Source organism: Sphingomonas sp. UV9, from assembly GCF_004101245.1.
Taxonomy (GTDB): domain Bacteria; phylum Pseudomonadota; class Alphaproteobacteria; order Sphingomonadales; family Sphingomonadaceae; genus Sphingomonas.
Genome location: NZ_SCIN01000001.1, coordinates 1,004,624 through 1,029,077, shown reverse-complemented (window position 1 = coordinate 1,029,077; position 24,454 = coordinate 1,004,624). Strand labels below are relative to the sequence as shown.

Genomic DNA, 24,454 nt, shown 5'->3' with positions numbered 1-24,454 from the left:
TAGCATGTGGTATTTCACCTGGGTCCTGGGTCTTGGTCTCGCCATCGGCTTCGGCGTCCTCAACGGCATCTGGCACGAATTTCATCTGCCGATCGAGGACGATATGGAGGCCCCGGCGAACCGATGACGGTCACTGTCCGGAACGCGCCCATGGTTTGGGTCGCGTTTCGGGCCGTTTCGTTGCGTGCCCGAATTGATGCGTTGATAGTGTTGCACTGCGCCTATGATGGAAGCATGCTCTCGACGACCATCTGTGCCGACTGTGCGGTCCGCGACGAAGCGTTGTGCGGTAGCCTGACGAACGGCGAACTGGCCGCACTCAACACGATCGGCCGCAGGCAGGCCGTGTGCCGCGGCCAGACCGTAATCTGGGCGGGCGACGAAAGCATCATCTGCGCCAATTTACTGTCCGGCGTGCTCAAGCTGGTCGCTTCGACCCAGGATGGTCGTGAACAGATCGTCGGCCTGCTCTACGCGGCCGATTTCGTCGGGCAGCCCTATGCGGGCCGCGCAGACTTTACGATTACCGCACTGACCGATTCGGAGCTGTGCATATTCCCGCGCGCCGCATTCGAGCGCGTACTCACCGATCATGCACGGATGGAGCGCCTGCTGCTTCAGAGGACGCTCGCCGCGCTCAACGTGGCGCGCGCGCGGATGCTGTCGCTCGCCCGGACGTCGGCGGCGGAAAAGATCGCGGGTTTCCTGATGGACATGGCATCGCGCGCTGCATCGACCGGGTGCAGGGGCACCGCGGGCGGGCCGGTCACGTTCGACCTGCCGCTATCGCGCGGCCAGATTGCCGACATCCTCGGCCTGACGATCGAAACCGTCAGCCGCCAAATGACGAATCTGAAGAGTGCGGGCATCATCCGGCTTCCCGGCGGCCGTGCGATCACGATTGCCGACCCTAGCGCTCTCGAGGCGCGGGCGGTGGCCGCCTAGTCTAGGCGGGAACGTTGCGTTCGAGGCTGGCGATCAGCAGCCCCCGCGCTTGCTCGTTAAGCCGCCGGTCGCACAGCGTCAGGATCGCGAGCTCGGTAAAGTCCATAGACCGGCGGCATCCGTCGAAGACGCCGCGGAGCATATAGCCGAGCATTTCCGGCGGAAACCGGTCCTGTTCGTCGGGTGACGGGTCTAGCGCGTCAATCAGGTCCTGGGCATTGGCAGCGTCCACCGCGTGACGCGCCCGGATATGCGCGAGCAGCGCGGTGGTCAGGGGCTGTTGCGGTTCGCGCCCAAACATCGCGTCCAGCAGCGGGTCTCTGCCATGCGCATCACGGTCGATCGACTGGCTCAGTCGCGTACGGATGGCGCGGTTTTCTGCGTAGGATGGCATGGTGGGCAACGCATCAGCGCACCTCTCCAGCCGGTCGCACAGCATGCGAAGCTCGGCATGCCCCGCCAGCAGCTGCGCCAGATCGAGCGCGCCCATAGCGTGCCTGCGACGGCAGAACGGCACGACCTTGTCCGTCGGATGGGCGTCGCCGGGCACGTCTCGATCGTCCGTCATAGCTGACTCCTTCGTGCGCCAAGCTATGCACACCTCCACCCCAGACACCATTGATCGCCGTCAAAGCCACGGTCACATCCGGAACCGTCATACGGCCTCCGCCAGTTTGCGGCGACCGAGCATGAACTAACTCGGCAACAGCATTCAAAGCCAGTCGGTCCTCCGCAGGACTGCCGGTTATGGAGGCCCGTAAGCGCCATCCCGAGTTTCATGAACAAGAGTCCGTTCACGCCATTTCGGCCACTCGACAGAAGCGTGTCCGCTTTAAACCAGATTGTTGCCGTTCGCTGCAGATGATCAAGCTTTAAGCGTTGTCCCGAAAAACGCGCCGGCACTCTTCCAGAGCATATAGGCTGCAACGATGAAGATGAGGACGGAAAAGACCGTGGTAAGCAGACCGGTCGTGCCGGACAGCTTCTTTGCGGCGAGCGCCCCACCGAAGCTCCCGACGAGGCCGCCCAGGATGAAGACCGCCGCAAGCGGCCAGTCGATCAGCCCGGAAAAGGCGTAGTTGAGCGCCGTCGTCAGTCCGAACGCCGTCACTGCGACGAGCGACGAGCCGATCGCGTTGAGGATCGGCATGCCGGTCGAGGCGACCAGCCCCGGCACGATGAGGAAGCCACCGCCGATCCCGAAGAACCCGGAGAACAGGCCGGTGCCGAGGCCGTAGCCGACGACCTTGGGCGCCTTCTCGCGGTTGCACTGTGCGCCTGGATTGCCGACTTCGCCGCGACCGCGCAGCATGAGCACGCCGACCACGAGCATGACGATGGCGAAGAGGAACAGCAGTTTCTGACCGTCAAACGCCTTGCCGACCGTCGATCCAGCAAAGGCCCCGGCAACGCCCGCCCCGGCGTACATCAGCGCGCAGCGCCATTTGACGGTGCCCGCGCGCGCATGGTTCAGAAGCCCGGCGGCCGCATTGGCGGCGACCGCCAACGCGCTGGTGCCGATCGCGACATGGGGGCTGGAGACACCAACGAGATAGACCATAAGCGGTACCGCGAGGATCGATCCACCACCACCGACCAGGCCCAGGGTGAATCCGACCAGTCCTCCAGAGAATGCGCCAAGACCATATTGGAAAGGGTCAAGGATCACGCCGCGTCGCGATGGCGAGGATGCGCCCTCCGCCCGCGGTCTTTGGGATCTGCGCCGGCAGGCACGGTTTCGCTCCTTTCCAGCCTGGGCCGAAGCAGCTCCAGATCGCAGCCCGCGTCGGCCGCGGTCGCGATGATCGTGTCTGCGGATTGCTGGCCGGTCTGTGAAAGTGCCCAGAGCGTCGCCGAACGCGTTCCTGTCCGGCAATAAGCTAGGACCGGCGCATCCAGGCGAGCCAGCGCATCCACCATGCGCGCCGTTTCCTCATCGCCGATCCGACCCGGAATGGCGGGCACATGGGCGAAGCCCATACCGTGACTGGCAGCCAGCGCTTTCATGTCGGCCGCCGACAATTGACCCGGCTCCTCGCCGTCTGGCCGATTGTCGATAATCGCACGAAACCCCCGGTGCGCGGCCTCGGCGACGTCGGCCGCGCTGAGTTGCGGCGATACCGATAAAGACGGGGTAAGGACTTTGAACGGCATGGTGATCGTCCTTGAACGGCGATGAAGAGCGCGTGGCGTCAGCCTGCTTTGCGGCGGGTCGAAAGTCCGAACGGCATGTAGGCGGGGCAAGTCGCGGTCAGGCTCGTCACGAGCAGCACGAGCGCGACGACGCCCATCACGAGCGCCAGCGTTCCCCCGATCAGTCCGAAGGCGTATGCATAAGCTATCGCGAACACGACGCCGAGGCGGACAATCCGGTCGATTAATCCCATGTTTTTCAAGGTTCTATCCTTCTGGTAGAATTTCTCCGGCGTCGGCAATGGCGCTTAGCCGGGCAACGCGATCAGGCAGCCAGCGGGCGCGTCGAGTAATACCAGTCGGTATATTTGAAGCCTTCGCCTTCACGGCTGGCCGCCGCCGCGATCGTCTTGGGCGGCGAGACGATCGCGTCGTCGCCCGGCTGCCATCCTGCCGGTGTAGCGACGCCATTCGCGTCGCTTGCCTGCATCGCAGTGACTAGTCGGACGATCTCGGGGATCGAGCGGCCGTTGCTCATCGGATAATAGAGCATAGCCCGCAGCACGCCTTCGGGATCGATGACGAAGGTCGCGCGCACCGCGGACGTGTCGCTGGCACCCTCGTGAATCATGCCATAGGCGCGCGCCACGTTCATCTTGAGGTCTTCGATGATCGGGAACGGGATCTCGACGCCGAACTTATCGGCGATGTTTCTGGTCCAGGCGATGTGGGAATAGATGCTGTCGATCGACAGGCCGAGTAGCTCGCAGTTCATCGCCTGGAGATCGGAAGCAGCACCGGCGAAGGCGATGAACTCGGTCGTGCAGACGGGCGTGAAATCGGAAGGGTGCGAGAACAGCACCAGCCACTTGCCTTCATAGTCGGCAAGCGAGCGGTCACCGTGCGTCGTCTTGGCGGTGAAGGCGGGCGCTGGAGCGTTGAGGCGCGGCAAGCCAACAGAGGCGGTGGTGTCAGACATTTTCTGTCTCCAGTGAAGGCTGTTTTGCCGGGGTGGCGGGCAGCAGGCGGTGCAGGATCATTCCGCCCAGCATTGCCATCAGGAAAATGGCAGCGGAAACGGGAGCGATGGCGAGATCGGCGAGAGCGGGACCGGGGCAGAGCCCTGAGATTCCCCAGCCGACACCGAACAGAACGGCGCCGCTGATCAGCGACGGATCGATGTCTCGGCGGGTAGGCAGCGAGAATTTCATATCTGCGATCGGCGCGGCCATGCGCTTCTGAACGGACCAGGCCAGCGCCATCGGTATCAGCGCGCCCCCCATAACAAAGGCCAACGTGGGATCCCAGGCGCCGAACACGTCTAGGAAACCGCGCACGCGCTGCGGATCGGCCATGCCAGACACGGCGAGCCCCGCGCCGAACAATGCCCCCGCGACGAGCGCGAACAGGACCCGCCGGATCACTGCCCGAAGCCGAGCGCGTTCATCGCAGCGACCGTGGCGACGCCTGCGGTCATGAAGCTCGCGGTGGCGATCAAGGATCTCGGCGAGAAACGCGACATGCCGCATACGCCGTGCCCGCTCGTGCATCCGCTGCCCAATCTTGTGCCGAAACCGACGAGCAGGCCACCAAGCACGATCGTCCCTAAGCTGGTGGGAAAGCGGGCTTCGACCGGACCAAATACCGATGCGACCAGTAGCGTGCCCAAGGGCAGACCAACGACGAACGCCGCGGCGATTGACCATGGCGCCCCGTTCAAGGAGATACCGGCGGCGCGTGCCGCGAGACCACTGATGCCAGCGATACGACCAAGGCCGAGCAGCATGATCGCCGCCGCAGTGCCGATCATCAGCCCGCCGAGCAGACCCTGTATCGGCATGGCGTTCGCCATCACAGCACGTCCAGGGGGAGCTTGAGATACCGCGTGCCGTTCGATTCCTGCTCGGGCAGATGCCCGCCGCGCATGTTGACCTGGATCGAAGGAAGGATAAGCCGGGGCATCGACAGTGTGGCGTCGCGGGCATCGCGCATCGTGACGAAATCGTCTTCGGTCACGCCTTCGTGGACATGGACGTTACTGGCGCGCTGTGCGCCGACAGTGGTTTCCCAGGCGAAACTGTCCCGCCCGGCAGCCTTGTAATCGTGGCAGTGGAATAGCCGGGTGCGCTCGGGCAACTCCATCAGGCGCCGGATCGAGCGGAACAGCTGACGAGAATCGCCGCCTGGAAAATCGGCACGGGCGGTGCCGTAGTCGGGCATGAACAAGGTATCGCCGGTGAATACGGCGTCGCCGATCACGTATGCGAGGTCCGCCAGCGTATGGCCGGGAAGATGCAGCGCCATAGCCTCAAGCCCGCCAATCTGAAACCGATCGCCATCCTCGAACAGGCGGTCGAATTCCGAGCCATCGCGAGCGAACTCGGTGCCTTCGTTGAAAATCTTGCCGAATACGTTTTGGACGTGAATGATCTCGCGACCGATCGCGAGCGTGCCGCCGAGCTTGTCCTTAAGATAAGGCGCGGCCGAAAGGTGGTCGGCGTGAGCGTGCGTTTCTAGCAGCCAGGTGACCTTGAGGTTCTCCGACTTGACGTAGGCTATAATGGTATCGGCTGACGCGAATGACGTCCGTCCCGCTGCCGGATCGAAGTCAAGGACGCTATCGATGACCGCCGCTTTGTGTGTCGCCGGATCGTGAACGACATAGCTGACCGTATTAGTCGGCTGATCGAAGAAACTTTTTACGAACGGAACCAGGCCGGGGCCGACGTGCGCATTCTCGACGATGGCGGATGCCTGCACCAGATGAGTATCGGACATAGTAAGCTCCAAGTCGACCTGGGCCGACTGAGGTCAGTGTGGGGTAAATCGGCCGAACACATTGCTGGTTCGGTGATGGCGAAGATTGTTTTCGCAAGCCTCATTGGCGATCCGCGCAACCCTGAGGTTACCAACCAGTATTCGGGCCGCGGTTTAGCAACGCTGTTCGTCAGGTGTTCTAGTCGATTACCGAACGGGACCGTAGGTTCGGGAAACACGTAGTTGCGACTGACGGCCTGATCCGGAGATCGTCAGCCTGCTGGTCGCATGATGACGGCATGCCGTATCTGCCAAGTCGGACGCGCCACGGATCGGTGTCATGCTTCAGGACTTTGGCAGTAAAGCTGGTAAAGAGTACCAAGCAGTGCCTCGGTCCGGGGATCAGCGATCCGATACCACAGCGTCTGTCCATCGCGGCGAAAGTCGACGAGGCCCTCGTCGCGCATTTTGGCCAAGTGTTGGGATAGCGCTGATTGCGATAGGGCAACCTCGCGGGCAAGACCGCTCACGCTCATCTCGCCGTGGTCGACGAGCTTGCACAAAACCATCAAGCGACGCTCGTTACTCATTGCCTTGAGCAGGTTCGATACCTCGCTCGCCTTCGCTTCGAAGGTTGCAAGGTCCATGGCAGCTTTCGGCATCGGCTCAACCTATCCATTAGAGACATCTAAATTAGGTATCTCTAATGCTTTGTCAATGGGGGAGTTTCATGGCTTGTCTCGAGCTGCCGTGCTGATCGCACTGGACAGACGCACACGACCGATTGAAACGTGAGGGAGGGCTATTCAAGATGCTACCTCGATTCCTTCCTCCACAGCATAGTAGCTGTCCTGGGCTGTAGCGGGCGGGATATTGACTGCTTGAAAATACCTCTGCGCATATGAATTAGGATACCGATTCCGCCGCAACTTTGTTGGACGCTTCAAAGCTGCGGTCGCGCCCCAGCCTGTTGCCTGCCTTGGCTTCGTCAGGCCATTGGTCGTCTCAGCTAATGCGTTGTCGTAGCGGGTGCCGACAGTGCGGACTGATAGCTCGAATCCGGGCTTTGCGTCGTGATCAGTGTACCTGATACACGGACGCCACGTGCCGCAATCAGGTCACGCATCATGATCGTCGGTGTCGATCCAGACAACGTGGGAATCGATTGCCAGTTTCAGGATCGCGCGCAACGCTTCGGCGCGCGCGCGGATTCCCTCGCGCCGGTCGGCATTGGCCTGCGCAGCCGCGATCTCGTGACTGCGCGCGATGACCAGACGTCCGAGCGCTGCGAAGCTGATCGACGGCTCTGCTGGAATGAACAGCGACCTGCTGATCGCCACTCAGGCCCGCCAGGTGCTCACTCAATAGGCTACGCTCGGCTTGCCATCGATGACACCGGTCTTTGCGAAAGCGGTCCAGATTGCCTCGTAGATCTGAAGATCGGTTTCGACATCGGTGATCTTGGCCAGCGTTGGATCGAACTGCCACGCGGTCTTAGATGTCGTAGAGCATCACGACAGGCCCGCATCTCGGTCCGCAGAACGGCGTCTCGCAGTTCTGCCGTCAACCCTTCAGGAGCCACGCGCTCATACAATCCCATCCGCACAACCTCGCCCTGCGCCGTCATCGTCGCCGCCAGCGTGGCGCGCGACGGCCAAGTCCTTTGTCCCCAGGCTTAGCGCGATAGTTATAGGTCGGGAGTTGCCATCCAGCCAACTTAAGGTCCGACGCCACCAACAGGCACCGTCGCGGCGGAACACGTTCTGGACATCCGGTATGAGCACTCACCACAGTCACTTGATATAGCGACCTGTGACCGCGCCAGCCCAGCTAAGCCTTTCGACCGCAAGACACACGGATTTCCGCGGTTCATGACCTGAGATCACGTCTGTTGGCTGGGGCGGCAGGGTTCGAACCTGCGCATGGCGGCATCAAAAGCCGCTGCCTTACCACTTGGCGACGCCCCAACAGAGGCGGTCTTATAGCGGGGCGGCGGCGCGTGAAAAGCCCTTGCGGACGTCAATCTACGAGATGGCGCAGCCAGTTGTTCTCGTCGGGCGCGGTCCCGCGCTGGATCGAGACGAGCGCATCGCGCATCCGCATCGTCACTTGGCCCGGGCCACCCGTACCGATCGTGAAGCGGCCCTCGGGGCTCGCCACCGTGCCGATCGGCGTCACGACCGCCGCGGTGCCGCACGCGAACGCCTCGACCAGCCGTCCGCTCGCCGCGTCGGCGCGCCACTGGTCGATGGTGTAGCCCTCCTCGCGGACCTCGATGCCCTGCGCCCGCGCGAGCGTCAGGATCGAGTCTCTCGTGATGCCGGGCAGGATCGTACCGGTCAGCGCTGGCGTCGTCATACTGCCGTCGTCGAACACGAAGAAGATGTTCATGCCGCCGAGTTCCTCGACCCAGCGGCGCTCGGCCGCATCGAGGAAGACGACCTGGTCGCAGCCGTTGCGGATCGCCTCGGACTGGGCGAGCAGGCTGGCGGCGTAGTTGCCGCCGCACTTGGCCGCGCCGGTGCCGCCCTGTGCGGCGCGCGTGTATTGCTGGCTTACCCAGATCGACACGGTCGGGGCGCCGCCCTTGAAATACGCACCGACCGACGAAGCGAGCACCATGTAGAGATACTCGGCCGATGGCTTCACGCCGAGAAACACTTCGGATGCGAACATGAAGGGGCGCAGGTACAACGCACCGCCATCGCTCTCCGGAATCCAGTTCGCATCGGTCTTGACGAGGCGCTCGACCGATTCGAGGAACAGATCGGTCGGCAGTTCGGGCATAGCGAGACGCCGTGCCGAATCCTGGAAGCGGCGCGCATTCGCCTCGGGGCGGAACAGCGCGGTGCCGCCGTCGGCGAGTCGATAGGCCTTCATCCCCTCGAAGATCTCCTGCGCATAATGCAGCACCGACGATGCCGGATCGATCGTCAGCGGCGCGCGAGCGGTGATGCGCGCATCATGCCAGCCCTCCGTGTCGCTATAGCGGATCATCGCCATGTGATCGGTGAAGACGCGCCCGAATCCGGGATCGATCAGCCGTTTAGCCCGCTCGTTCGCCTCGACCGGAGTCGCGTTCGGCTCGTGCCGAAAGGCGGAAGACGACGTAAAAGCTGGAGCGGACATCGAAAATCTCTCTCGTGGCGGGTTGCCGACGACTACGGGCGATGTCTAAACCGGTCAACATGCCTGCCACAGCGTCTTCTGCTTCACCCCTGTTCCTTCGGGAACCCGAACTCCGCCGCGGCATGGAGCTGCTGTATTTCGGCTATAGCCACCTGACCCGATCGATCGATCAGGGGCTTGCCGAGGAGGGACTGGGGCGCGCGCACCACCGCGCGCTGTATTTCATCGCGCGAAAGCCCGACATGACGGTCAGCGAACTCCTGTCGTTGCTGGCGATCACCAAGCAGTCGCTCGGCCGCGTGCTGAACGAGCTGGCCGATCGCAAGCTGGTCGAGACCCGGCCAGGCGAACGCGATCGTCGACAACGCCTGCTGCGCTTGACCGCGGAAGGCTCGAAGATGGAGCGCGAACTGTTCGAGGCGGCGCGGATCCAGATGGCTGCGGCGTATGCGAGCGCAGGGCAGAGCGCGGTGTCGGGCTTCTGGGCCGTGCTGGAGGGACTCGTGCCCGAGAGCGAGCGGTCGCAGGTGATCGGGTTGCGCGGCTAACCAGTCCGGCAGGCGGGGCGGTTTTGCGTTGACGTCGCCGCAAGGACTGTGGCACTCGGCCGACCATCGAGAGCCGGTGCACGCACCGGACCGATCGGCGTAGATCGCCATTCGCGGGTGTAGCTCAATGGTAGAGCTTTTGCTTCCCAAGCAAGTGACGAGGGTTCGATTCCCTTCACCCGCTCCATTTTCCGATCTCAGGACATTCTCCAGAGCTTTGTAAACTGCAGAAATCTGCGGTATTTTTTGCGCTGTCCGGCTCACGGACTTGTCGCGCGGCCCGATATTCTCGACAGGCGACGCGAGACGGGCGAGCACCCGTTGGGATCAATCAAACAGTGGATGAGCCAGGGTGCGTTCCTCATGCGCGGTCTCGCCAACGTCAATGCCGAGTTCAGCCTGACAGCGCTCGCCTAATAGCATGGCCATCCCGGAGTTCTCGGACGGTCTGACCTGTTTGTCGTGCAGTGGGATTGAAACCGAGTTTACCATCGATCTGACCACTGAACGGCGTCAACGAAGCGGAAAGGGAACCTGTCGCTTTCGAGAAGACAGGTGGCGAGGACCGCAGTTGGGTCGTGCCCCCGGCTTTCGCCAAAAGGCGCAGAATATCCGCAGAGCGGAAGTCCCATTAACCATTGGGGACTAAACTTTGCCAATGATCCGGTCCCAAACCGTAACCCATCTCGTGCGCTTGGCACTGCCACCGGTAGGAATGGGGATCGCTTATTATATAGCGGCCGTCGTATCGCTTTTTCTCACTCGCGGGCAGGATGGCATCGCTATGCTCTGGCCAGCAAGCGGCATACTATTTGCCGCATTGCTGGTCGTGCCGCCGCAGCGCGCAGGGTGGTTTCTCGCCACTGCTGCAATGGCGAGCTTTGCCGCAAATCTTGGCTCCGGAAATGCAGTCGTGGTTTCGATCGGATTTACGGTCGCGAACATGACGGAGTCCGCATTTGCAGCCTGGTTAGTGCGCACCCGTGGCAAGTGCAGGGTTTCCTTCGTCAATCCACGCGGGCTGACCTGCTTCTGCATGGCGGCCACCCTCGCAACGATGCTGAGCGCCACGATGGCCACGATCATGGCTCCGATCGCGTCGATCGACGTGTGGCTTTCCTGGTTCTCGACCGATCTGCTCGGGCTTCTTGTCGTGACACCGATGATCATGATCGTCGGCCGGGCGCTTTACCGCAATGGCCTCGGCGTTGGGCTGCGTGCCGCTGCAGGGGCAATGGGTGTCTTCGCCATCGTCGGGATCGTGGCCGGCGTGACATTTTCGCAATCCAGCTATCCGCTCCTTTTCATGCCCATGCTCGCTGTTCTCATCGCTGCGTTCCGCTTGGGGCCGCTCGGGGCCGCAGGCGGCGTTCTGATTGTCGCCATCGTTAGTTCAATCGCGATAATTGTTGGGGTGGGGCCCCAGTCGCTTATCCGATCGGGGCCGATCGCCCGTAGCCTGTTCATGCAATTCTACCTGTTGGCGCTGTTCGCAGCAGCGCTGCCTGTCGCCACGTTGCTCGCTGCCCGCCAACAGCTGCTCGATCGTCTCGCCACAAAAATGCGGCTTCTCCAACTCGCCGAAAGCGCCGCCAATGTCGGTCACTGGCGCCTCAATATCGCGGCACAGACCGTGACATGGTCTGAGCAAGTGTTCCGCATACACGGCCGCGACGGCGATGTGCCCCTGTCGGTAGACGCAGCCATCGATGCCTATCATCCCGATGACCAGGACAGGGTAGCCGCTCTTATCGAACGCGCGATCGAACAACGCCATGGTTTCGAGTTCACCGCGCGTCTCGTACGGCCTGACGGTGAAGTGCGGCACGTTTTTTCTAAGGGCGAGATCGATTGCGTCGGGGAAGACGAGTCGATCGGTCTGTTCGGCATCATCCAGGATGTCACGACGCAGGTCGCGCACGAGGCGGCGATCCAGGGCGCACGCGTACGCGCCGAGGCGGCAGCGCGCGAAGCGACGATCTTGGCGGAAACCGATCTACTGACCGGCATCGCCAATCGGCGGCGCACCACCTTCGCACTCGATCAGGCGGTACTGGCGTCGCGGCAGACTAAGCAGCCCGTATCGATCGCCATGTTCGACGTCGATCACTTCAAGCGGATAAACGATACCTACGGCCATCAGGCGGGCGACGAGGTATTGAAGCGGATCGCAGTCGATGCGGCCGGTGAGTTGCGCACCGGAGATACCGCAGGGCGCTTTGGCGGCGAGGAGTTCGTGATCGTTCTGCCGGATGCGACTGCGCAGACCGCAATGATGGTCGCCGAGCGCATACGCCTGAGGATCGAGTGCGAGAGCAGCATTCCTCGCGTCACGATCAGCGTCGGTGTCGCCGAACTTTTGTGCGACGAGTCGACCGAGACGCTTCTCAAACGCGCAGATCAGGCGCTGTATGCCGCAAAGAACTCAGGCCGCAACATGTCGCGTCTCGCCGCCTGACTTTGGTTTCAGAGGTTGCGGTCGAGTATCGCTGCCCGCGCAGCTTGGCTCATATTCTTGATCTCCATTCTAATGGATTTCACCTGCTAGCGGTGAATGAAATGAAAAGATTTGTCGTAGAGTTAATCTTAGCTTCCGGGTCGCATTTTGCTTAAAAGCCGCCAAAGGTAAATTTCGGATCGACGGTCACGTGGCAAATGGCGCGCGTGTCATCTGTCCCCATCCGCGGTGCCGGCGGATGTGATCCCAGCAGCCATGAAGACGCCAGAAGTTGCTGATCTGGCGATATCCAAAATTCTCGATGAACGCGGCGCCAAGCAATTGGAGCGAGGCGGAGCGGTCACTGAAGCGACGAATCTCGACTTCTTCCAGCGCAATCGCTGCCGCGCTGAGCAGAAAGCCGAAGGACGATACGACGGCGAAGAGCGCGAAAAAGATGCTCCATGAAATGGCCCCCAGCACGGCCAGGACAAAGGCCGCGACATAGCCGGCGACCTCCAGTGCAGGGCCGATGACGTCGATCAGCGCCATCGATCCCAAGCCAAGCCAGCCCGCATTCCCGTAACGCGCCTTGACGATCATGCCACCATGAAGGCTGATCGTTTCCAGCGCGCCGCGTTGCCAGCGGCGGCGTTGCGTCCCCAGATCCCGAAGCCGCGTCGGCACCTGCGTCCAGCACACCGGCTCCGGCACGAACCGAATGAGCGCGGGCTGCTTTTCGTCAGCGCCGATGCGGTGAAGCCGGACGATCAGCTCCGCATCCTCGCCGACCGTATCGGTACGGTAGCCGCCCGCGGCGAGCACGCGCTCGCGGTCGAACAGTCCGAAGGCGCCCGAAACGATCATCAGCGCACCGAGCCGGCTCCAGGCATACCGTGCGATCAGGAAGGCACGCAGATATTCGACCGTCTGGATCAGCGGCAGGAGCGTGCTCGGCAGTTCTGCATGAAGGACATGCCCTTTGCGCATTGGGCAGCCATTGCCGACGCGGACGGTTCCGGCCACCGCCACGGTCCGCGCATCGTCCCGAAACGGCTGCACCGCGCGCAGCAGCGCGTCGGGTTCAAGCACCGAGTCGACATCGATGGCACAGAATAACGTGCTGGTCGCGACCGAGAGTCCCGCGTTGAGCGCATCACCCTTTCCTCCGTTTGTTTTGTCGATGACGGTAAGGCCGTAAACGTCCGAGACATACACGGCACGGATCGCGGGATGCGCCGGGGTGTGGTCGATGCGGCGACTGAGTTCGAACGCGCCGAGCAAGGTCTCGAGCGTGGCGTCGGTCGATCCGTCATTCACCACGATCACGTCGTAATCGCGATAGTTCTGCCGCAGCAGTGCGCGGACCGAATCGACGACCGTGTGCACCTCGTTGAACGCAGGCGCGATGATCGAGACGGTGGGTAGATCGGGATCCTGCTGGCGCACGAGCCGGATCGAATCACGCTCGCTGGTCCGCTGGAAGAAGCCGGTTGCAGCCACGATCAGCAGCAAGCCATAGAGTAGGCCGTGCACAACCCCGCTGATCAAGACGGCCCAGGCAACGGTCTCCGCCCAGAAAATGATGGTTGTTTCGGTCATGATTGCGCTCCTTCCCGGGAGTGGGTGCTGCGCTGTGGTTTGCCCATCCAGCGCGTGACGATATGGTCGAGGCGGTCGCGATCGGGGCCGTCGATCACCCCACCAAGGTCGCGGACCGCGACTATCCATGCGGGGCGCTCCTTTGGCGCCGGCCGCGGAGGAAGCTTCGTCGCATCGGCCAGCCCGTCGATCAGCACGCCGATGCGGACCGCGGCGAGATCGGCGGCATCCCGGCGACGGGCATCGCCGATCCGGCGACCAAGGATCGAGGCTGCCACGAACGCCAGCCCGAGCAGGGTCAGGACAACCGCCCAGCTCCACAGTAGCGTGCTCGCAATCATGATATCTCCCCTTGCTAGAATTTTTGCGTCACGCCGATCGAGACCGTGACGCGGTCCGGGCCGCGTGCGCGGTTTTCGCCAGCGAGTGTCAGGCGGAAATTGCGGCGCTGCGTGGCAGCGACCACCACGCCCAGCGCGGCACTTTTCACGATATCGGTTCGGCCCCGTTCTGTTTCGGGGGCGATGCCGAGCCATGCGCGGGCAGACAGGCGGTGATTGAGGTCGATTCCGGCCTGGCCGCGCGCGCCGAAGCGCCATCGCGCGTCGGGCGCGACCACCGCGATCGCGTCGATCCCGACAAAGGCATTACGCACGGCGAAGTACCGCACCGCGCCGGGCGTCAGCGTGACGAACGTCCCGCTGTCATAGCGCGCGATGGTTGCGCCGAGACGGATCGCATCGCTGCGCCTCTCGTTACGGCGAACCCGCTGCGAAACCCCGGCGTCGATACGCCAGTCCGGCAGGAACCGGTTGTCGGTGCCGACCGCGGCGCCGCCATACCAGGCGAGCGCATCGCCGATATGCTCGTGCCGAGCGCCAATCAGATATTCGCTGGAGCCGAACCGGCGCGCGCGCTGGACCCATGCGGCGGTGGCACTGTCCGGACCGACCCGGCCGAGCGACAGCACGAAGTCGGACCAGCTCGTATCGCGCCCCGGGAGTACCGATACGCCCGCGTCGAGATCGGCCTGCCACTCTGGAGGCGTCTGTGCCGTTACGGGCGTCGCGCAGGTGGCGACCAACATGGCCGTCAGCCAGCGACCGGGGTCAAGCTGCCGCCGCATGGCTCACGTCCAGGCTGCGGAGCACTTGTTTGAGCAGCGCCTCTAGGTTCACCGGCTTGGAAATACAGGCAGCCAAGCCGGTCCGGGCAATCCTGACCCGGTCGCGGACCGCGCCCGACTGGAACAGCATGATCTTGGGGAGTCGTCCAAAGCCACTCGCGTGAAGCGTCTCGAGCAACTCCATCGACGTCATGTCGGGTAGCCGCGCGTCTGCAATGACGAGATCGGGGCGTGCCCACTGCATCGCGCGCACGCAGGAATCACCATCGGGCGTCATGACGATGGTGTGCCCGTGCGCGCCGAGCCGCTGACACAGTACGGCGCTCAGCAAGGGGTCATTCTCAGCGATATGAATTATGCTCATGACTTGTCCCCTGGGAAACAGTCCCCACACCGCGCATCGGCGCGGTGTGGGGAACCGCATCATTGAACGTTGATGCTCACGCTGTTGCCGATTGCGGCTGCGGTTACGGCGGCCGCGGTCGTGGTGGCGAGCGTGGAACCGATCTTCGCGATCTGGCCCGCCGTGTTCCACTGGTTGACCGAGCTGCCGACATTACCCGCAAGCCCGCTATTCAGGCTGGTGAGCGAGTAGGAGTTGCCGATCGCGGCGGCGGTTCCCGCATAGTCGACCGCGGTGGTGAGCGTACCCGTCAGGTCCGCCGTCATCGTACCGGAGTTGCGCTGTGCCGCGGCAATCATGCTCCCGCCGGGCATTTCGACGGAAAGCGAGTTGCCGATCGCGGCGGCGGTCATCGTTGCATCGGAAACCGCCGTCCCCAGGCTGACCAGCGTCGCGGTCTGGATACCGCTGTTGTTCTGGTCGATCGACAGATCCAGCACCGATGCGGGCGACGTGAACGAGGCCGAGTTGCCGATCGAGGCTGCGGTCTGCGTGGCGGTATTCACGGTGGTCAGCACGCTGTTCAGGGTGCTCGTGCCGGTCCCCGTATTGCCCTGCGTCAGATCGGCAACCGCTCTGGCCGCCGCGTCCATCGAGTAGCTGTTGCCGATCGCGGCGGCCGTGGCGGTGAGCGTCGTCGTCGTGGACGCTGCGACGTTCGCGGTAGCGGCCTGGTTCGCATCGTTGATCTGCCCGTTGACATAATCGACATTGCGCGCCGTCGAGCCGATCAGCGACTGGAACGAACTGACCAGGCTGGGACCGCCGACGGTGTTCAATGCCGCCAGGATCGACGGATCGAGCAGCGCGGTGTTCCCGCCCCCGGTCGCCCCGTCAAGCAGGCCGAGATAGACGTCGAGCAGCCCGGGACCACCGACAGTGACGATCGCGTCGAGGACCGAAAGATCGCCCAGCGCCTGGCCGGTCGACAGATCGACGTTGAGTTCGAGGAGCGGCGGCGGACTGACGGGAAGGACCTGTGCCATCGCGGGGGTTGCCGTGAGCAAGATGACGCAAACCGAAGCCAGCAAATTGAACTTCTTCATTTCTTCTCTCCTGTTGAAGCGACTTGTTGTGGGCGGGACCCGACGGTGTAGGTCACCATCGGGACGGTGGTGGGACAGTCGGGCGCATTGGCCCCGCGTTGCCCCGCGATCAGGTCGATCACCGCTTTTTCGATGATCGCCCGGATTGCTCCGTGGACCGGCTCCTGGCGGCGTCTGCCGACGCCGAGATCCAGGGTTGTCTTGCCGATAAATTCAAAAATTCCGGCGCGCAGTTCGCGGCCGCGGATCTGCTTTTGCAGGCTGATCACCTTGATCACCCGCAAGCTGCGCGCATCGATCAGGCGAAGATCGACGCCGACAGACATGACGTAGGAACGGGCGCCGCCACCGACCGGGCCGACCGAGATTTCAGCGACATCGTTCTGGATGTTGAAGTCCAGCTCGGTGATCCCACCCAGAACGATCATGTCGGCTTCCGCGATCGACCCGGAGAAGATCCGGCGATAGGCGTCGGTCGGCTTGCCATCGGGCCCCAGCAGCTTGCTGTTGGCATATTCGAGTTCCTGGCGCGCGATCCGCAGGTCGAGCCGTTCGGCCAGCGGGAAACCGGCTTTGGACACCGCCGACATCACCATCAGCGCTGCGCCCTGCGTCGCGACCGTGCCGTTCAGCCCGTCGAGCCGCCCGGTATAATCGGCGACCTCTCCCACCGCGATCCGCGGACGGACCGCATTGGCGGCGGTCGCAGCCAGGCAGCGCAGGATTGGCGAATACGCGGTGTCATCATCGATCACCTGCGCCCCGCTGAGCGGGGTTACGTAACGCGGGGGCGGGGCCTCCAAGGTGGAACACGCGGCGAGCGATGCGCTGGTGGCTAGAAGGGCGATGGCGCGAAGCCGTTTGACCGTGATGTTCATCACGTCATTGTCCCAGCGCGGACGGGCTGACACCGACGATCGCCTGCTGTGTCCCGGTGTTCAGCTGGCGCGCCTGGACAACAACGGTGTTGTTGCTGCCATACACGGTGACGTTGATCATGTTGGCGATCGCGGTGGCGCGGTCTGCGGCCGGCCCGCCGTTCCGCGCGGCGGTATTGAAGCTGCGTCCGCGATCCGATGCCGAGCCGGTGATGACCACGCGGTTGAAATTGGCGTCCCGCTGAAAATCCATCGGCGCGCTGGGCAGGCGGTCGCCGACGACCCCTGATGCAGCAACTTGTAAAAGAAGAAGACCAATCATGTCACCCTCACATCGTTTCGATCTGATGAGTGCATCCTGAGCCAAGTTTCTGCTGCCGTATATTCTCCGGTCGGTCACCACGAATAGTACAAAAGGTCATAGGAGTATGACCGTTATGCTAGTTATGTCGGTAATACGATCACGCCGAGCGCATTACAAAGCGGGGCATCTCGGCAGCGCGTTGACGTGCGGGGCGACCCGCACGGCGACGACAGACTTATTCCCTCTGGCAATCGCGTGCGGCTGCTACCTGACCATATGGACAGGCTTGCGCCGCCCCACCTGACCAGACGGACAGATTGAATCGTCCCGACGGACAGGTGATGCTGTTCGCATGGATATTGACAACATGAAGGGCGCCCTGTTCGTTCATCTGATCGAATTCGGGCAGCGCGAACTGGGCGAAGAGGCGGTCGAACGCGAGATCGCACGCCTGAACCTTCCATCGCGCGGCGCCTACACGGCGATCGGCATGTATTCCTTCGCTGAGTTCGAACAATTGCGTCAAGCCTTCGCAGCGGCGATGCATATGGAAGGCGACGCGCTCAGCCGCCAATTCGGCCGGTATGCGCTTCCCTTGCTCGTGGCGGGACGCGCGATCCCGCTGACCACGCACCCGTTCGATTTTCTCGAACAGGTGCACGGTGTCATCCATCAGGATGTCCGCAAGCTCTACCGCGACGCCAATCCCCCGATGGTGCAGGTCGCGGCACGCCAGGGGAGCCGTCGACTCGTCCTGCGCTATGAATCCAAGCGCCCCATGGCCGCGTTCTGTCGCGGGATGCTGGAAGCAACGATCGACTTGTTCGGCTGTGCCGGGCTTTACCGCATCGAGCGTATCGATGTACGACCGCATACGGACTTCTTCGCCGAGTTCGGAGTCGATCTGAAAGAATAGGCCGCCTTGATGCCGGACAGTGCTCATCTGCTGAAGCTTCGGCTGGAGCGGGAAATCGCCGCCCGCAAGAGTGCGGAAAACCTGCTGGAGCGCAAATCCAACGAACTGGACGCCTCGCACCATGAACTGCTCGCTCAGATTGCCCAGGTAACCCGACTTTCTGCTGCGATCGACTCTGCAGGGGAAGGTATCGCGATCGCCGATACCGATGGTATTTTCACCTATATGAACAACGCTCATGCGCAGATGTTCGGATTTGCTTGCGGCAAAGATCTGATCGGGCAATCCTGGACGCGCTTATATGACAGCGAGGCTCTGACGCGGTTTGACCGTGACGTGATGCCACAGGTTGCGCGCGAAGGCCGATGGAGCGGCGAGATGACAGGACGCGGCGGCGATGGTGCTATCGTCTTTCAGGACCTAGCCCTCACCCAGCTGCGCGATGGAGGCATCCTGTGTTGTACGCGCGATACCGGCCTGCGTAGGATCAGGGAAAAAGAAACGGCCGATCTGCGGCGAAGGGTCATAGAAGCAGACCGCGCCGCAGCTTTGGATCAGCTCGTTGAAACGGTCACGCACGACTTTTCAAACTTTTTGGGTGCGATAGACGCGTCGATGACGTTGCTAGCGAAGCAATATGACCAGTCCGAGCCGCGTAAGCTGATGATGTCGGTCTTCGACGCGCTCCATCAAGCCCGCTCGGTATTGAATCAACTTCACCCCGGCTATACCGCGCCGGCGGAGCAGATTTGCGATCTGACCGATCTGGTGCCGCGCTTGTGCGATCTCATGGCGCCACTGCTCGACATCACGCAGACAGCCTATTGCAAGGTCCCGGACACGCCGCTCTTTGTTTTGGCAGAACCCACGCTCTTTGCGCGTTCGATGACCAATATGTTCAAGAATGCGATCGAGGCGATGACCGGGACCGGATGCGTCTTGCGGATCGAGGTGGAGATGCTGCCCGGATATGCGCCACCAACGCTGCCTTTCGCCCCCGCTGCCCGCCTTATCTTTGGCTCCGCGATTGACGGCGCGGTGGCACGGATCATCATCCATGACGAGGGCATCGGCATGGATCAAGCCGTTCTCGATCACGCGCTCGAGCGGTTCGTAACGACCAAATCCAATGGGCGTCGGCGCGGGATCGGCCTGACTTCGGTCAAGGATCTTGTCGAGACGTGCGGCGGTGGCTTGGCAATTTTCAGCACAGCGGGTGTCGGGAGCGTCTTCGTCTTGGATTTGCCCGCACGCGCTAACGCGGATGTTCCTGCGGACACTGCGGAACACATGATCCTGCCCGACACCATTGCCAATGTTTTGCTTGTCGATGACGACCCGATCGCATTGAACCGCTTGGATCGTCTGTTTCGAGCACGGGGATGGGAGGTCGCCAGCTTCTCCGACCCTCGCGAAGCCCTGGCATTTCTGGAACAGGCGCCGAATTTTATACAGCTGCTGGTGACCGACCGGTCCATGCCGGAGATAAGCGGCGACGAGCTCGCAGTACGCGCCAAGCAAATTCGCCCCGACTTGCCCATCATTTTATGTTCCAACGCACTGAAATCGGCTATCCCGACAGAGATTGATGCCACACTCGCCAAGCCGCCGAGTGGCGAAAGTCTGCAGGCCATATTGGTAAGGCTGAACCTTGCCGGCTAGAAAAAGGGGGAGGGATGAAATTTCTGATCGCGGACGATCACGAGCTAGTGCTCGATGCCGTCGCGTCGATGCTTCAGGCGCATTGGCCTGAAGCGCACGTCGTCACCGCGACAAACGCGGCCGACGTCAAGATCAGGCTCGATGGCAACGGCCTATTCGACCTGGTCCTGCTCGATTTGCATATGCCCGGGGTGCAAGGGCTCGTCGACATTGGCAAACTGATGACCGGCAATGCGAGCCGCTATGCGATCTTGTCAGGCTTTGTGGGCCAGCGCGAGGCCGTCCAGTTGCTGAATGATGGTGCGTCGGGAATTATCCCCAAGGCAATGCCTGCGGAATCGATGATTGCCGCCGTTCACTTGATGCTATCCGGCCAACGCTTCGCGCCGGCCGACCTGCCCGCTTTGGCTACCGCGGATACCAAGCTGACCGACCGCGAGATGGACGTCCTGCGGCGGCTGCACGAGGGCGAGGCTAACAAGGTCATCGCCAGGGCGCTTGGGATACAGGAGACGACGGTCAAGCTTCATCTCCGGTCGCTTGCGCTTAAGCTGGACGCGCGGAACCGGACCGAGATCGTCATCAAGTCGCTCCGGGGCGGCATTCTCTGATGCTGTGGCAGCGCCCGTTGAAAATCCGCGTCCGGTGTTCGCCGTAGTCAGGCGCTCCTCCAGCGTCACCCGCAGCGCAGTCATTTTCCGACGGCGAGAAAACCGGACGTTTTCCGTGTGGTGGCGGCGTCCGCCAGATCGGCGGCTGTCGCCCCAGTTGCGGACGTTCAACTGCCGCCGAAGGTATAGGTTAGCGCGACGCCACCCGAGAGTTGGTCACGCTTCCCAAATGCGCGCACCACTGGCGACCTGCCAGGGTCCGCAACAAGCCGATCATACTTGGCATAACTGTAGATCCCCCAGCTGTCGTTGAACTGGCGGATGGCGCCTGCGGCCATGCCGACCGCCTGCAAGCCGCCGTTCGCCCGAAAGGCGGGTAGCGATGCGGTCATCGCGGTTGCGGGATCGATTCCGAAATAGGCGCGGCTGTAGCGACCGTTCACACCCGTGACGCGTGGACCGACGGAGAACAGCCATCGGTCGGCGTCGCGGATGACATAGTCGGCACCAACGGTTCCGATCAGCCCCTTGTGACCACCGATGCCCTGACGGACTTCGGTTCGAAGCCGAACATTCGAGGTGAGTTCATATTGGACGAAGCCTCCCAACTCAAACGTGAAGCCAACCTTGGGCAGCAATCCGTTCGTGTTGTCGCGCGAACGCTGTCCCTCGAAGCCGAGCGCGGGGCCGAACTGCCATGCGCCCTTGCGGGCTACGCTGAAGCCAAAGCTTTCATCCGGTGCCTCGAAGGCGAACGGCTCGTCGCCGCGTGCGCGCGCAACATCGACGAGCGGGCGAATACCGACGCTGTCGGCACCGGGAAAGCTCGGCACGATCTGGGGACCCAGAGCGATACGGGTTCGTCGGGCACCGCTCGTGTCGCTCTCCGCCTGCGCCGCGGCTGGCGAAGGGCAGGTGACGAGCAGCGCCGAGGCGAGCGGTGCGGCTGCGAGGGCCATGAACTTTCGTGCTGTCATGGAAGGCTTTTACTCCATTCGGTAGCGGATCAAAGCCGGCGAACGTGCCTACCGCGATTGACGCTCGAGGCTTGTGAGCAGCTGGGGAAAAGGTAAAGCCGGACTCAGTGTATCATACTATATACTATGTCCGCTTCCACCGATTTTTGCCATTCGTGCTTCGCTCGCTAAACATCTCGTGTCCGTCGTACTGAACGTGATTTGCGTGTGAACGAACGTGTGTTTCCCGACCGCCAGCGTTTCACATAATCCGAGCGCGAAAGAGCCATCTATTGCAGTTCCGGCCGCGCATCATTGTGAGCCGCTACAGCTAGTGCAGCCGTTTGAGATGTTCTGGACGTTACCTCTTCCGGGAAAATGATTGCGCTCGATCCAGCCGCGCCCCCACTGAGTTTCATTTGATGCAAAGCCGACACTCCGGCTTTAAGCATGCGCCTGCCGTTCGGCAGAAACGAACGGGTCGGCCAGGAGACGCCAGTATCATCGTTTGGAATATTGAGGCAGGATTGGAAACCCTCTGCACTCGCTGCCGATCCATCGGCGTTCTCGGGACTTAAGGTTGCGATCTTTGGAGGCACTGGTGGTCTTGCTCGAGCCATTTCGCAGTCACTGCTTAACAAGGGAGCTGAGGTTACCGTCATTGGGCGGTCGCTCAAGGACCTTACGCATCACCGCAGAGTGTTTGTCCCGGCTGATCTCTCATCTCTGGTCAATGCCCGGAATGTTGCGCAGGATTTAGCGGTTGAAACATGGGATGCGCTTCTGTTCACGCATTGAATCTTTACCGGAAGGAGCCGCGCTGTGACGTCGGAGGGACTTGAAAAGGACTTGGCAACGAGCGCGCTGAGCAGGTGGGCCATTGTTCGGGAAATGGCATCAAATTTGAGTCAGGGAACGCTTCCGGGCCGGGTGAAACCACGTTTGTTCATCTGGGGGGTCCCGGTGGCGAAAGATCCTTGAACTTTGCCGATATTGAATCCGAACATAACTATCGCTGGCAGATTACCCATAGCAATAGCGTGATTTTGAATGAAACGCTGGTTATTAATACGGCCGCTCGCTTCCCCGCCATCAACCCTTTCGGCATGAATCCAGGAGCTATAAAGACCGACATCATGTCTGGCGTCCTCGGTCAGTCGTCTTTACCGCAGCGGATGCAAGAAATACTTGTCGGCCTGCTTTTTCAAAGTGCCGAGACTTACGCCGAAAAGGTTGCCCCGTTGTTGGTGTATCGCGCTTTGGAAGACCGGTCCGGATCGCTTTTTAATAGGAATGTACAACCGATTGAGCCGAACCCCTGGCTGAAATCCGACAGTCATCTCGGTCGGGTTGTCGAAGTGGCAGAAGCCTTGTCGGCGTGAGTGCTGGGTTAAATTTCCGCCGGGAGGTATAGTCCGTTTGCCCCTTCCTCCAGCGCGAACGGCTGGCTCTGGTCGCGAGCTACCTTTTGTCCCTGTCGCAAAACATATTAGACCGTCCGAAAACTCACCACCGAGGGATGGGGTCTGCTGATCACCTACGAAGACGACCGTTATATAGCCGAATACGACAGCGGAAAGTCAGCCGGTAGCCGACGTCTCCAGCGTGCGATAACGGCTGAGCAAGCGGCTCGAGCAATGCAGAGCGAAGACAGCGCTTATCGTGTTCTGCTCGAGGTGGATGATATCCGCTGATCCGAGCGGTGTTCCCGATTAGAATGGTCAAACGGGAAAGCTTCTCACGCTCTCCTACTATCGGCTAGGTGTTGAGGTCATGAATGTCCGTCGCACAGCTCGTTCCTTTCGCCGGCCCTTGATGACCGCACTGGCGCTTGTCGGCTTCGCCACCTGCGCGGCCATCGCCTCCGCTGAAGGATCTACGCCGGCAAAAGCCGGTCGGGTCGTTGCGATCACCTTCGATGATCTCCCGTATGCCAGCGACGGATCGACCGTCTCCCCTGACGCCGCTATTGCAGCACAGCGCCACATCGTCAGCGTGCTGCGGCGCGCGCGCGTTCCCGCAACCGGCTTCGTCAACGAGGACAAGGTGCAGGCACTTGGGCCTGCTGGTCCTCGCCTACTTGCCGAGTGGAACAAGGGCCTCTTAGCGCTCGGCAATCACGGCTACAGTCATTTCGACAGCAACGACCTCAACGTTGCGGGGATCGAGAAGGAGATAACAGGGGGAGAAGCAACCATCCGACCAATGGCGACATCGAGCGATCGTCCCATCTCGTTCTTCCGCTTCCCCTTGAACCACGTCGGCGACACCGAGACCAAACGGCTCGCGATCGAGAAGCTTCTCGCCAGTCATGGCTACAAACTGGCCGCATCCACGATCGACACATCCGATTACCTATTCAACAATGCCTACGAACGCGCCCTCATCGAGCGCGATAAGGGCATGATGCAGCGGGTCCGGCGGGCGTATCTAGATCATACCCGCGTCCAGATTGCCTATTATGGCGAGCTGGACCGCAAGGTTCTTGGCCGCGATGTGCCAGCGATCATGCTCCTACACGCCAACCGCTTGAACGCGGCAACGATTGAAGCGCTACTTGGCCTGTTTCGTTCAGCCGGCTACGGGTTCGTTTCGCTCGCACGGGCACAAGCCGACCCGGCCTATTCGGCGATGCCTGCGGTCGCGACGAAGTTCGGTCCCATGTGGGCGTACCGATGGGCTCGGGAACGACAGGTAAAGGTCGACGGGCGGCTGGAGCAGGAGCCACCAGATTGGATCAGCGCCTACGCCAGTAAGACGCCATAAGGGCGCTTTTGCAGCTTCCCGGTTGGGCAGGGCGGTCGAGAAGGCCAGGGCGTTTCCAAAAGGATCGCGTTTTGGGAACGCGAGCGGCTTCCCAAAATCAGCCGCGAGCATGAAAACGGGAAAAGATTGACGCCGATCGCTCGCAGCACTCTCGCCGATGCTGGTATCACAACCGTTTTGCTGCGACCCTAATAGTAGATAGCTGGTTTTCAGCATCCGCACGGTGCCAACACCA

The 24,454-nt window shown here is 61.8% G+C and carries 29 protein-coding genes and 2 tRNA genes; 11 read left to right on the top strand and 20 right to left on the bottom strand.

Annotated elements, in window-relative coordinates; all coding sequences use genetic code 11:
- Window positions 1-4 precede the first annotated feature (4 nt).
- A complete protein-coding gene (gene cydX / locus EQZ23_RS04485) occupies window positions 5-127 on the top strand; it encodes a cytochrome bd-I oxidase subunit CydX (RefSeq protein ID WP_128453205.1) in 123 nt (40 codons plus the stop codon).
- A 107-nt stretch (window positions 128-234) separates the two neighbouring features.
- Window positions 235-945 (top strand): Crp/Fnr family transcriptional regulator, encoded by a 711-nt coding sequence (locus EQZ23_RS04480; RefSeq protein WP_128453204.1) that lies wholly within the window; start codon window positions 235-237, stop codon window positions 943-945.
- A 1-nt stretch (window position 946) separates the two neighbouring features.
- On the opposite strand, the gene EQZ23_RS04475 is transcribed toward EQZ23_RS04480, so the two are convergent.
- The 12 genes from EQZ23_RS04475 to EQZ23_RS04420 all read right to left on the bottom strand — a co-directional run bounded on the left by EQZ23_RS04475 (window position 947) and on the right by EQZ23_RS04420 (window position 8,964).
- A complete protein-coding gene (locus tag EQZ23_RS04475; protein ID WP_128453203.1) occupies window positions 947-1,513 on the bottom strand; it encodes a hypothetical protein in 567 nt (188 codons plus the stop codon).
- 297 nt (window positions 1,514-1,810) lie between these two features.
- Window positions 1,811-2,614 (bottom strand): sulfite exporter TauE/SafE family protein, encoded by an 804-nt coding sequence (locus EQZ23_RS04470; protein ID WP_206364161.1) that lies wholly within the window; start codon window positions 2,612-2,614, stop codon window positions 1,811-1,813.
- A complete protein-coding gene (locus EQZ23_RS04465; protein WP_128453202.1) occupies window positions 2,611-3,099 on the bottom strand; it encodes a TIGR01244 family sulfur transferase in 489 nt (162 codons plus the stop codon). The genes EQZ23_RS04470 and EQZ23_RS04465 overlap by 4 nt, the downstream gene beginning before the upstream one ends.
- A 38-nt stretch (window positions 3,100-3,137) precedes the next feature.
- Window positions 3,138-3,332, bottom strand: a complete 195-nt coding sequence (locus tag EQZ23_RS04460) for a DUF2892 domain-containing protein (RefSeq protein ID WP_128453597.1) — start codon at window positions 3,330-3,332, stop codon at window positions 3,138-3,140.
- A gap of 71 nt (window positions 3,333-3,403) precedes the next feature.
- Window positions 3,404-4,057, bottom strand: coding sequence for a peroxiredoxin (locus EQZ23_RS04455; RefSeq protein ID WP_128453201.1), 654 nt, complete (start codon window positions 4,055-4,057; stop codon window positions 3,404-3,406).
- Window positions 4,050-4,499 (bottom strand): DUF6691 family protein, encoded by a 450-nt coding sequence (locus EQZ23_RS04450; RefSeq protein ID WP_128453596.1) that lies wholly within the window; start codon window positions 4,497-4,499, stop codon window positions 4,050-4,052. Before EQZ23_RS04450 ends, EQZ23_RS04455 begins: the two co-directional genes overlap by 8 nt.
- Window positions 4,499-4,918, bottom strand: coding sequence for a YeeE/YedE thiosulfate transporter family protein (locus tag EQZ23_RS04445; protein ID WP_240663224.1), 420 nt, complete (start codon window positions 4,916-4,918; stop codon window positions 4,499-4,501). The genes EQZ23_RS04450 and EQZ23_RS04445 overlap by 1 nt, the downstream gene beginning before the upstream one ends.
- Before the next feature lie 11 nt (window positions 4,919-4,929).
- On the bottom strand, window positions 4,930-5,856 hold the full coding sequence (locus tag EQZ23_RS04440; RefSeq protein WP_128453199.1) for an MBL fold metallo-hydrolase: 927 nt from the start codon (window positions 5,854-5,856) through the stop codon (window positions 4,930-4,932).
- Window positions 5,857-6,173: 317 nt separating this feature from the next.
- Window positions 6,174-6,482 (bottom strand): metalloregulator ArsR/SmtB family transcription factor, encoded by a 309-nt coding sequence (locus tag EQZ23_RS04435; protein ID WP_240663222.1) that lies wholly within the window; start codon window positions 6,480-6,482, stop codon window positions 6,174-6,176.
- 471 nt (window positions 6,483-6,953) lie between these two features.
- Complete coding sequence (locus EQZ23_RS04430) at window positions 6,954-7,175, bottom strand: hypothetical protein (RefSeq protein ID WP_128453197.1); 222 nt, start codon at window positions 7,173-7,175, stop codon at window positions 6,954-6,956.
- A gap of 552 nt (window positions 7,176-7,727) precedes the next feature.
- Window positions 7,728-7,802: transfer RNA gene (locus EQZ23_RS04425), tRNA-Gln, on the bottom strand.
- Between the two features lie 52 nt (window positions 7,803-7,854).
- The gene (locus EQZ23_RS04420) at window positions 7,855-8,964 is read right to left on the bottom strand and encodes a branched-chain amino acid aminotransferase (protein WP_128453196.1); all 1,110 of its coding nucleotides are present in this window, start codon (window positions 8,962-8,964) and stop codon (window positions 7,855-7,857) included.
- A gap of 41 nt (window positions 8,965-9,005) precedes the next feature.
- On the opposite strand from EQZ23_RS04420, the gene EQZ23_RS04415 reads away from it, so the two are divergent.
- From EQZ23_RS04415 to EQZ23_RS04400, 3 genes are all read left to right on the top strand, one after another.
- Window positions 9,006-9,512 carry a helix-turn-helix domain-containing protein gene (locus tag EQZ23_RS04415; protein WP_128453195.1) on the top strand — a complete coding sequence of 169 codons (507 nt, stop codon included), beginning with the start codon at window positions 9,006-9,008 and terminating at the stop codon, window positions 9,510-9,512.
- Window positions 9,513-9,625: 113 nt separating this feature from the next.
- Window positions 9,626-9,699: transfer RNA gene (locus EQZ23_RS04410), tRNA-Gly, on the top strand.
- Window positions 9,700-10,170: 471 nt separating this feature from the next.
- Window positions 10,171-11,970 carry a sensor domain-containing diguanylate cyclase gene (locus EQZ23_RS04400; RefSeq protein WP_128453194.1) on the top strand — a complete coding sequence of 600 codons (1,800 nt, stop codon included), beginning with the start codon at window positions 10,171-10,173 and terminating at the stop codon, window positions 11,968-11,970.
- A 186-nt stretch (window positions 11,971-12,156) separates the two neighbouring features.
- Here EQZ23_RS04400 and EQZ23_RS04395 read toward each other — a convergent pair whose 3' ends face one another.
- The 7 genes from EQZ23_RS04395 to EQZ23_RS04370 are packed head-to-tail and all read right to left on the bottom strand — an operon-like array spanning window position 12,157 to window position 17,326.
- Window positions 12,157-13,551, bottom strand: a complete 1,395-nt coding sequence (locus tag EQZ23_RS04395) for a glycosyltransferase family 2 protein (RefSeq protein WP_240663350.1) — start codon at window positions 13,549-13,551, stop codon at window positions 12,157-12,159.
- On the bottom strand, window positions 13,548-13,892 hold the full coding sequence (locus EQZ23_RS20170; RefSeq protein WP_240663219.1) for a hypothetical protein: 345 nt from the start codon (window positions 13,890-13,892) through the stop codon (window positions 13,548-13,550). The genes EQZ23_RS04395 and EQZ23_RS20170 overlap by 4 nt, the downstream gene beginning before the upstream one ends.
- A gap of 14 nt (window positions 13,893-13,906) precedes the next feature.
- Window positions 13,907-14,677, bottom strand: a complete 771-nt coding sequence (locus EQZ23_RS04390) for a YaiO family outer membrane beta-barrel protein (protein WP_128453192.1) — start codon at window positions 14,675-14,677, stop codon at window positions 13,907-13,909.
- The gene (locus EQZ23_RS04385; RefSeq protein ID WP_164913377.1) at window positions 14,661-15,041 is read right to left on the bottom strand and encodes a response regulator; all 381 of its coding nucleotides are present in this window, start codon (window positions 15,039-15,041) and stop codon (window positions 14,661-14,663) included. The genes EQZ23_RS04390 and EQZ23_RS04385 overlap by 17 nt, the downstream gene beginning before the upstream one ends.
- A gap of 59 nt (window positions 15,042-15,100) precedes the next feature.
- Window positions 15,101-16,126, bottom strand: coding sequence for a hypothetical protein (locus tag EQZ23_RS04380; RefSeq protein WP_128453190.1), 1,026 nt, complete (start codon window positions 16,124-16,126; stop codon window positions 15,101-15,103).
- The gene (locus tag EQZ23_RS04375) at window positions 16,123-17,004 is read right to left on the bottom strand and encodes a CsgG/HfaB family protein (protein ID WP_240663348.1); all 882 of its coding nucleotides are present in this window, start codon (window positions 17,002-17,004) and stop codon (window positions 16,123-16,125) included. Before EQZ23_RS04375 ends, EQZ23_RS04380 begins: the two co-directional genes overlap by 4 nt.
- A 4-nt stretch (window positions 17,005-17,008) precedes the next feature.
- Complete coding sequence (locus EQZ23_RS04370) at window positions 17,009-17,326, bottom strand: hypothetical protein (protein WP_128453188.1); 318 nt, start codon at window positions 17,324-17,326, stop codon at window positions 17,009-17,011.
- Window positions 17,327-17,660: 334 nt separating this feature from the next.
- On the opposite strand from EQZ23_RS04370, the gene EQZ23_RS04365 reads away from it, so the two are divergent.
- From EQZ23_RS04365 to EQZ23_RS04355, 3 genes are read left to right on the top strand one after another with little or no spacing between them, the layout of a single operon-like run.
- On the top strand, window positions 17,661-18,224 hold the full coding sequence (locus EQZ23_RS04365) for a heme NO-binding domain-containing protein (RefSeq protein ID WP_128453187.1): 564 nt from the start codon (window positions 17,661-17,663) through the stop codon (window positions 18,222-18,224).
- A gap of 9 nt (window positions 18,225-18,233) precedes the next feature.
- On the top strand, window positions 18,234-19,886 hold the full coding sequence (locus EQZ23_RS04360; protein WP_128453186.1) for a response regulator: 1,653 nt from the start codon (window positions 18,234-18,236) through the stop codon (window positions 19,884-19,886).
- A gap of 14 nt (window positions 19,887-19,900) precedes the next feature.
- Window positions 19,901-20,497, top strand: a complete 597-nt coding sequence (locus EQZ23_RS04355; protein WP_128453185.1) for a response regulator transcription factor — start codon at window positions 19,901-19,903, stop codon at window positions 20,495-20,497.
- 167 nt (window positions 20,498-20,664) lie between these two features.
- On the opposite strand, the gene EQZ23_RS04350 is transcribed toward EQZ23_RS04355, so the two are convergent.
- Window positions 20,665-21,474 carry a MipA/OmpV family protein gene (locus EQZ23_RS04350; RefSeq protein WP_128453184.1) on the bottom strand — a complete coding sequence of 270 codons (810 nt, stop codon included), beginning with the start codon at window positions 21,472-21,474 and terminating at the stop codon, window positions 20,665-20,667.
- A 429-nt stretch (window positions 21,475-21,903) separates the two neighbouring features.
- On the opposite strand from EQZ23_RS04350, the gene EQZ23_RS04345 reads away from it, so the two are divergent.
- The 3 genes from EQZ23_RS04345 (at window position 21,904) to EQZ23_RS04335 (ending at window position 24,219) form a co-directional block, all read left to right on the top strand.
- Window positions 21,904-22,251: a hypothetical protein gene (locus EQZ23_RS04345; RefSeq protein ID WP_128453183.1), complete on the top strand. Its 348-nt coding sequence runs from the start codon at window positions 21,904-21,906 to the stop codon at window positions 22,249-22,251.
- A 179-nt stretch (window positions 22,252-22,430) separates the two neighbouring features.
- Entirely contained in the window at window positions 22,431-22,835 is a 405-nt protein-coding gene (locus EQZ23_RS04340) for a hypothetical protein (RefSeq protein ID WP_128453182.1), read from the top strand.
- Window positions 22,836-23,268: 433 nt separating this feature from the next.
- On the top strand, window positions 23,269-24,219 hold the full coding sequence (locus EQZ23_RS04335; RefSeq protein WP_164913375.1) for a polysaccharide deacetylase family protein: 951 nt from the start codon (window positions 23,269-23,271) through the stop codon (window positions 24,217-24,219).
- The last annotated feature ends 235 nt before the right edge of the window (window positions 24,220-24,454 follow it).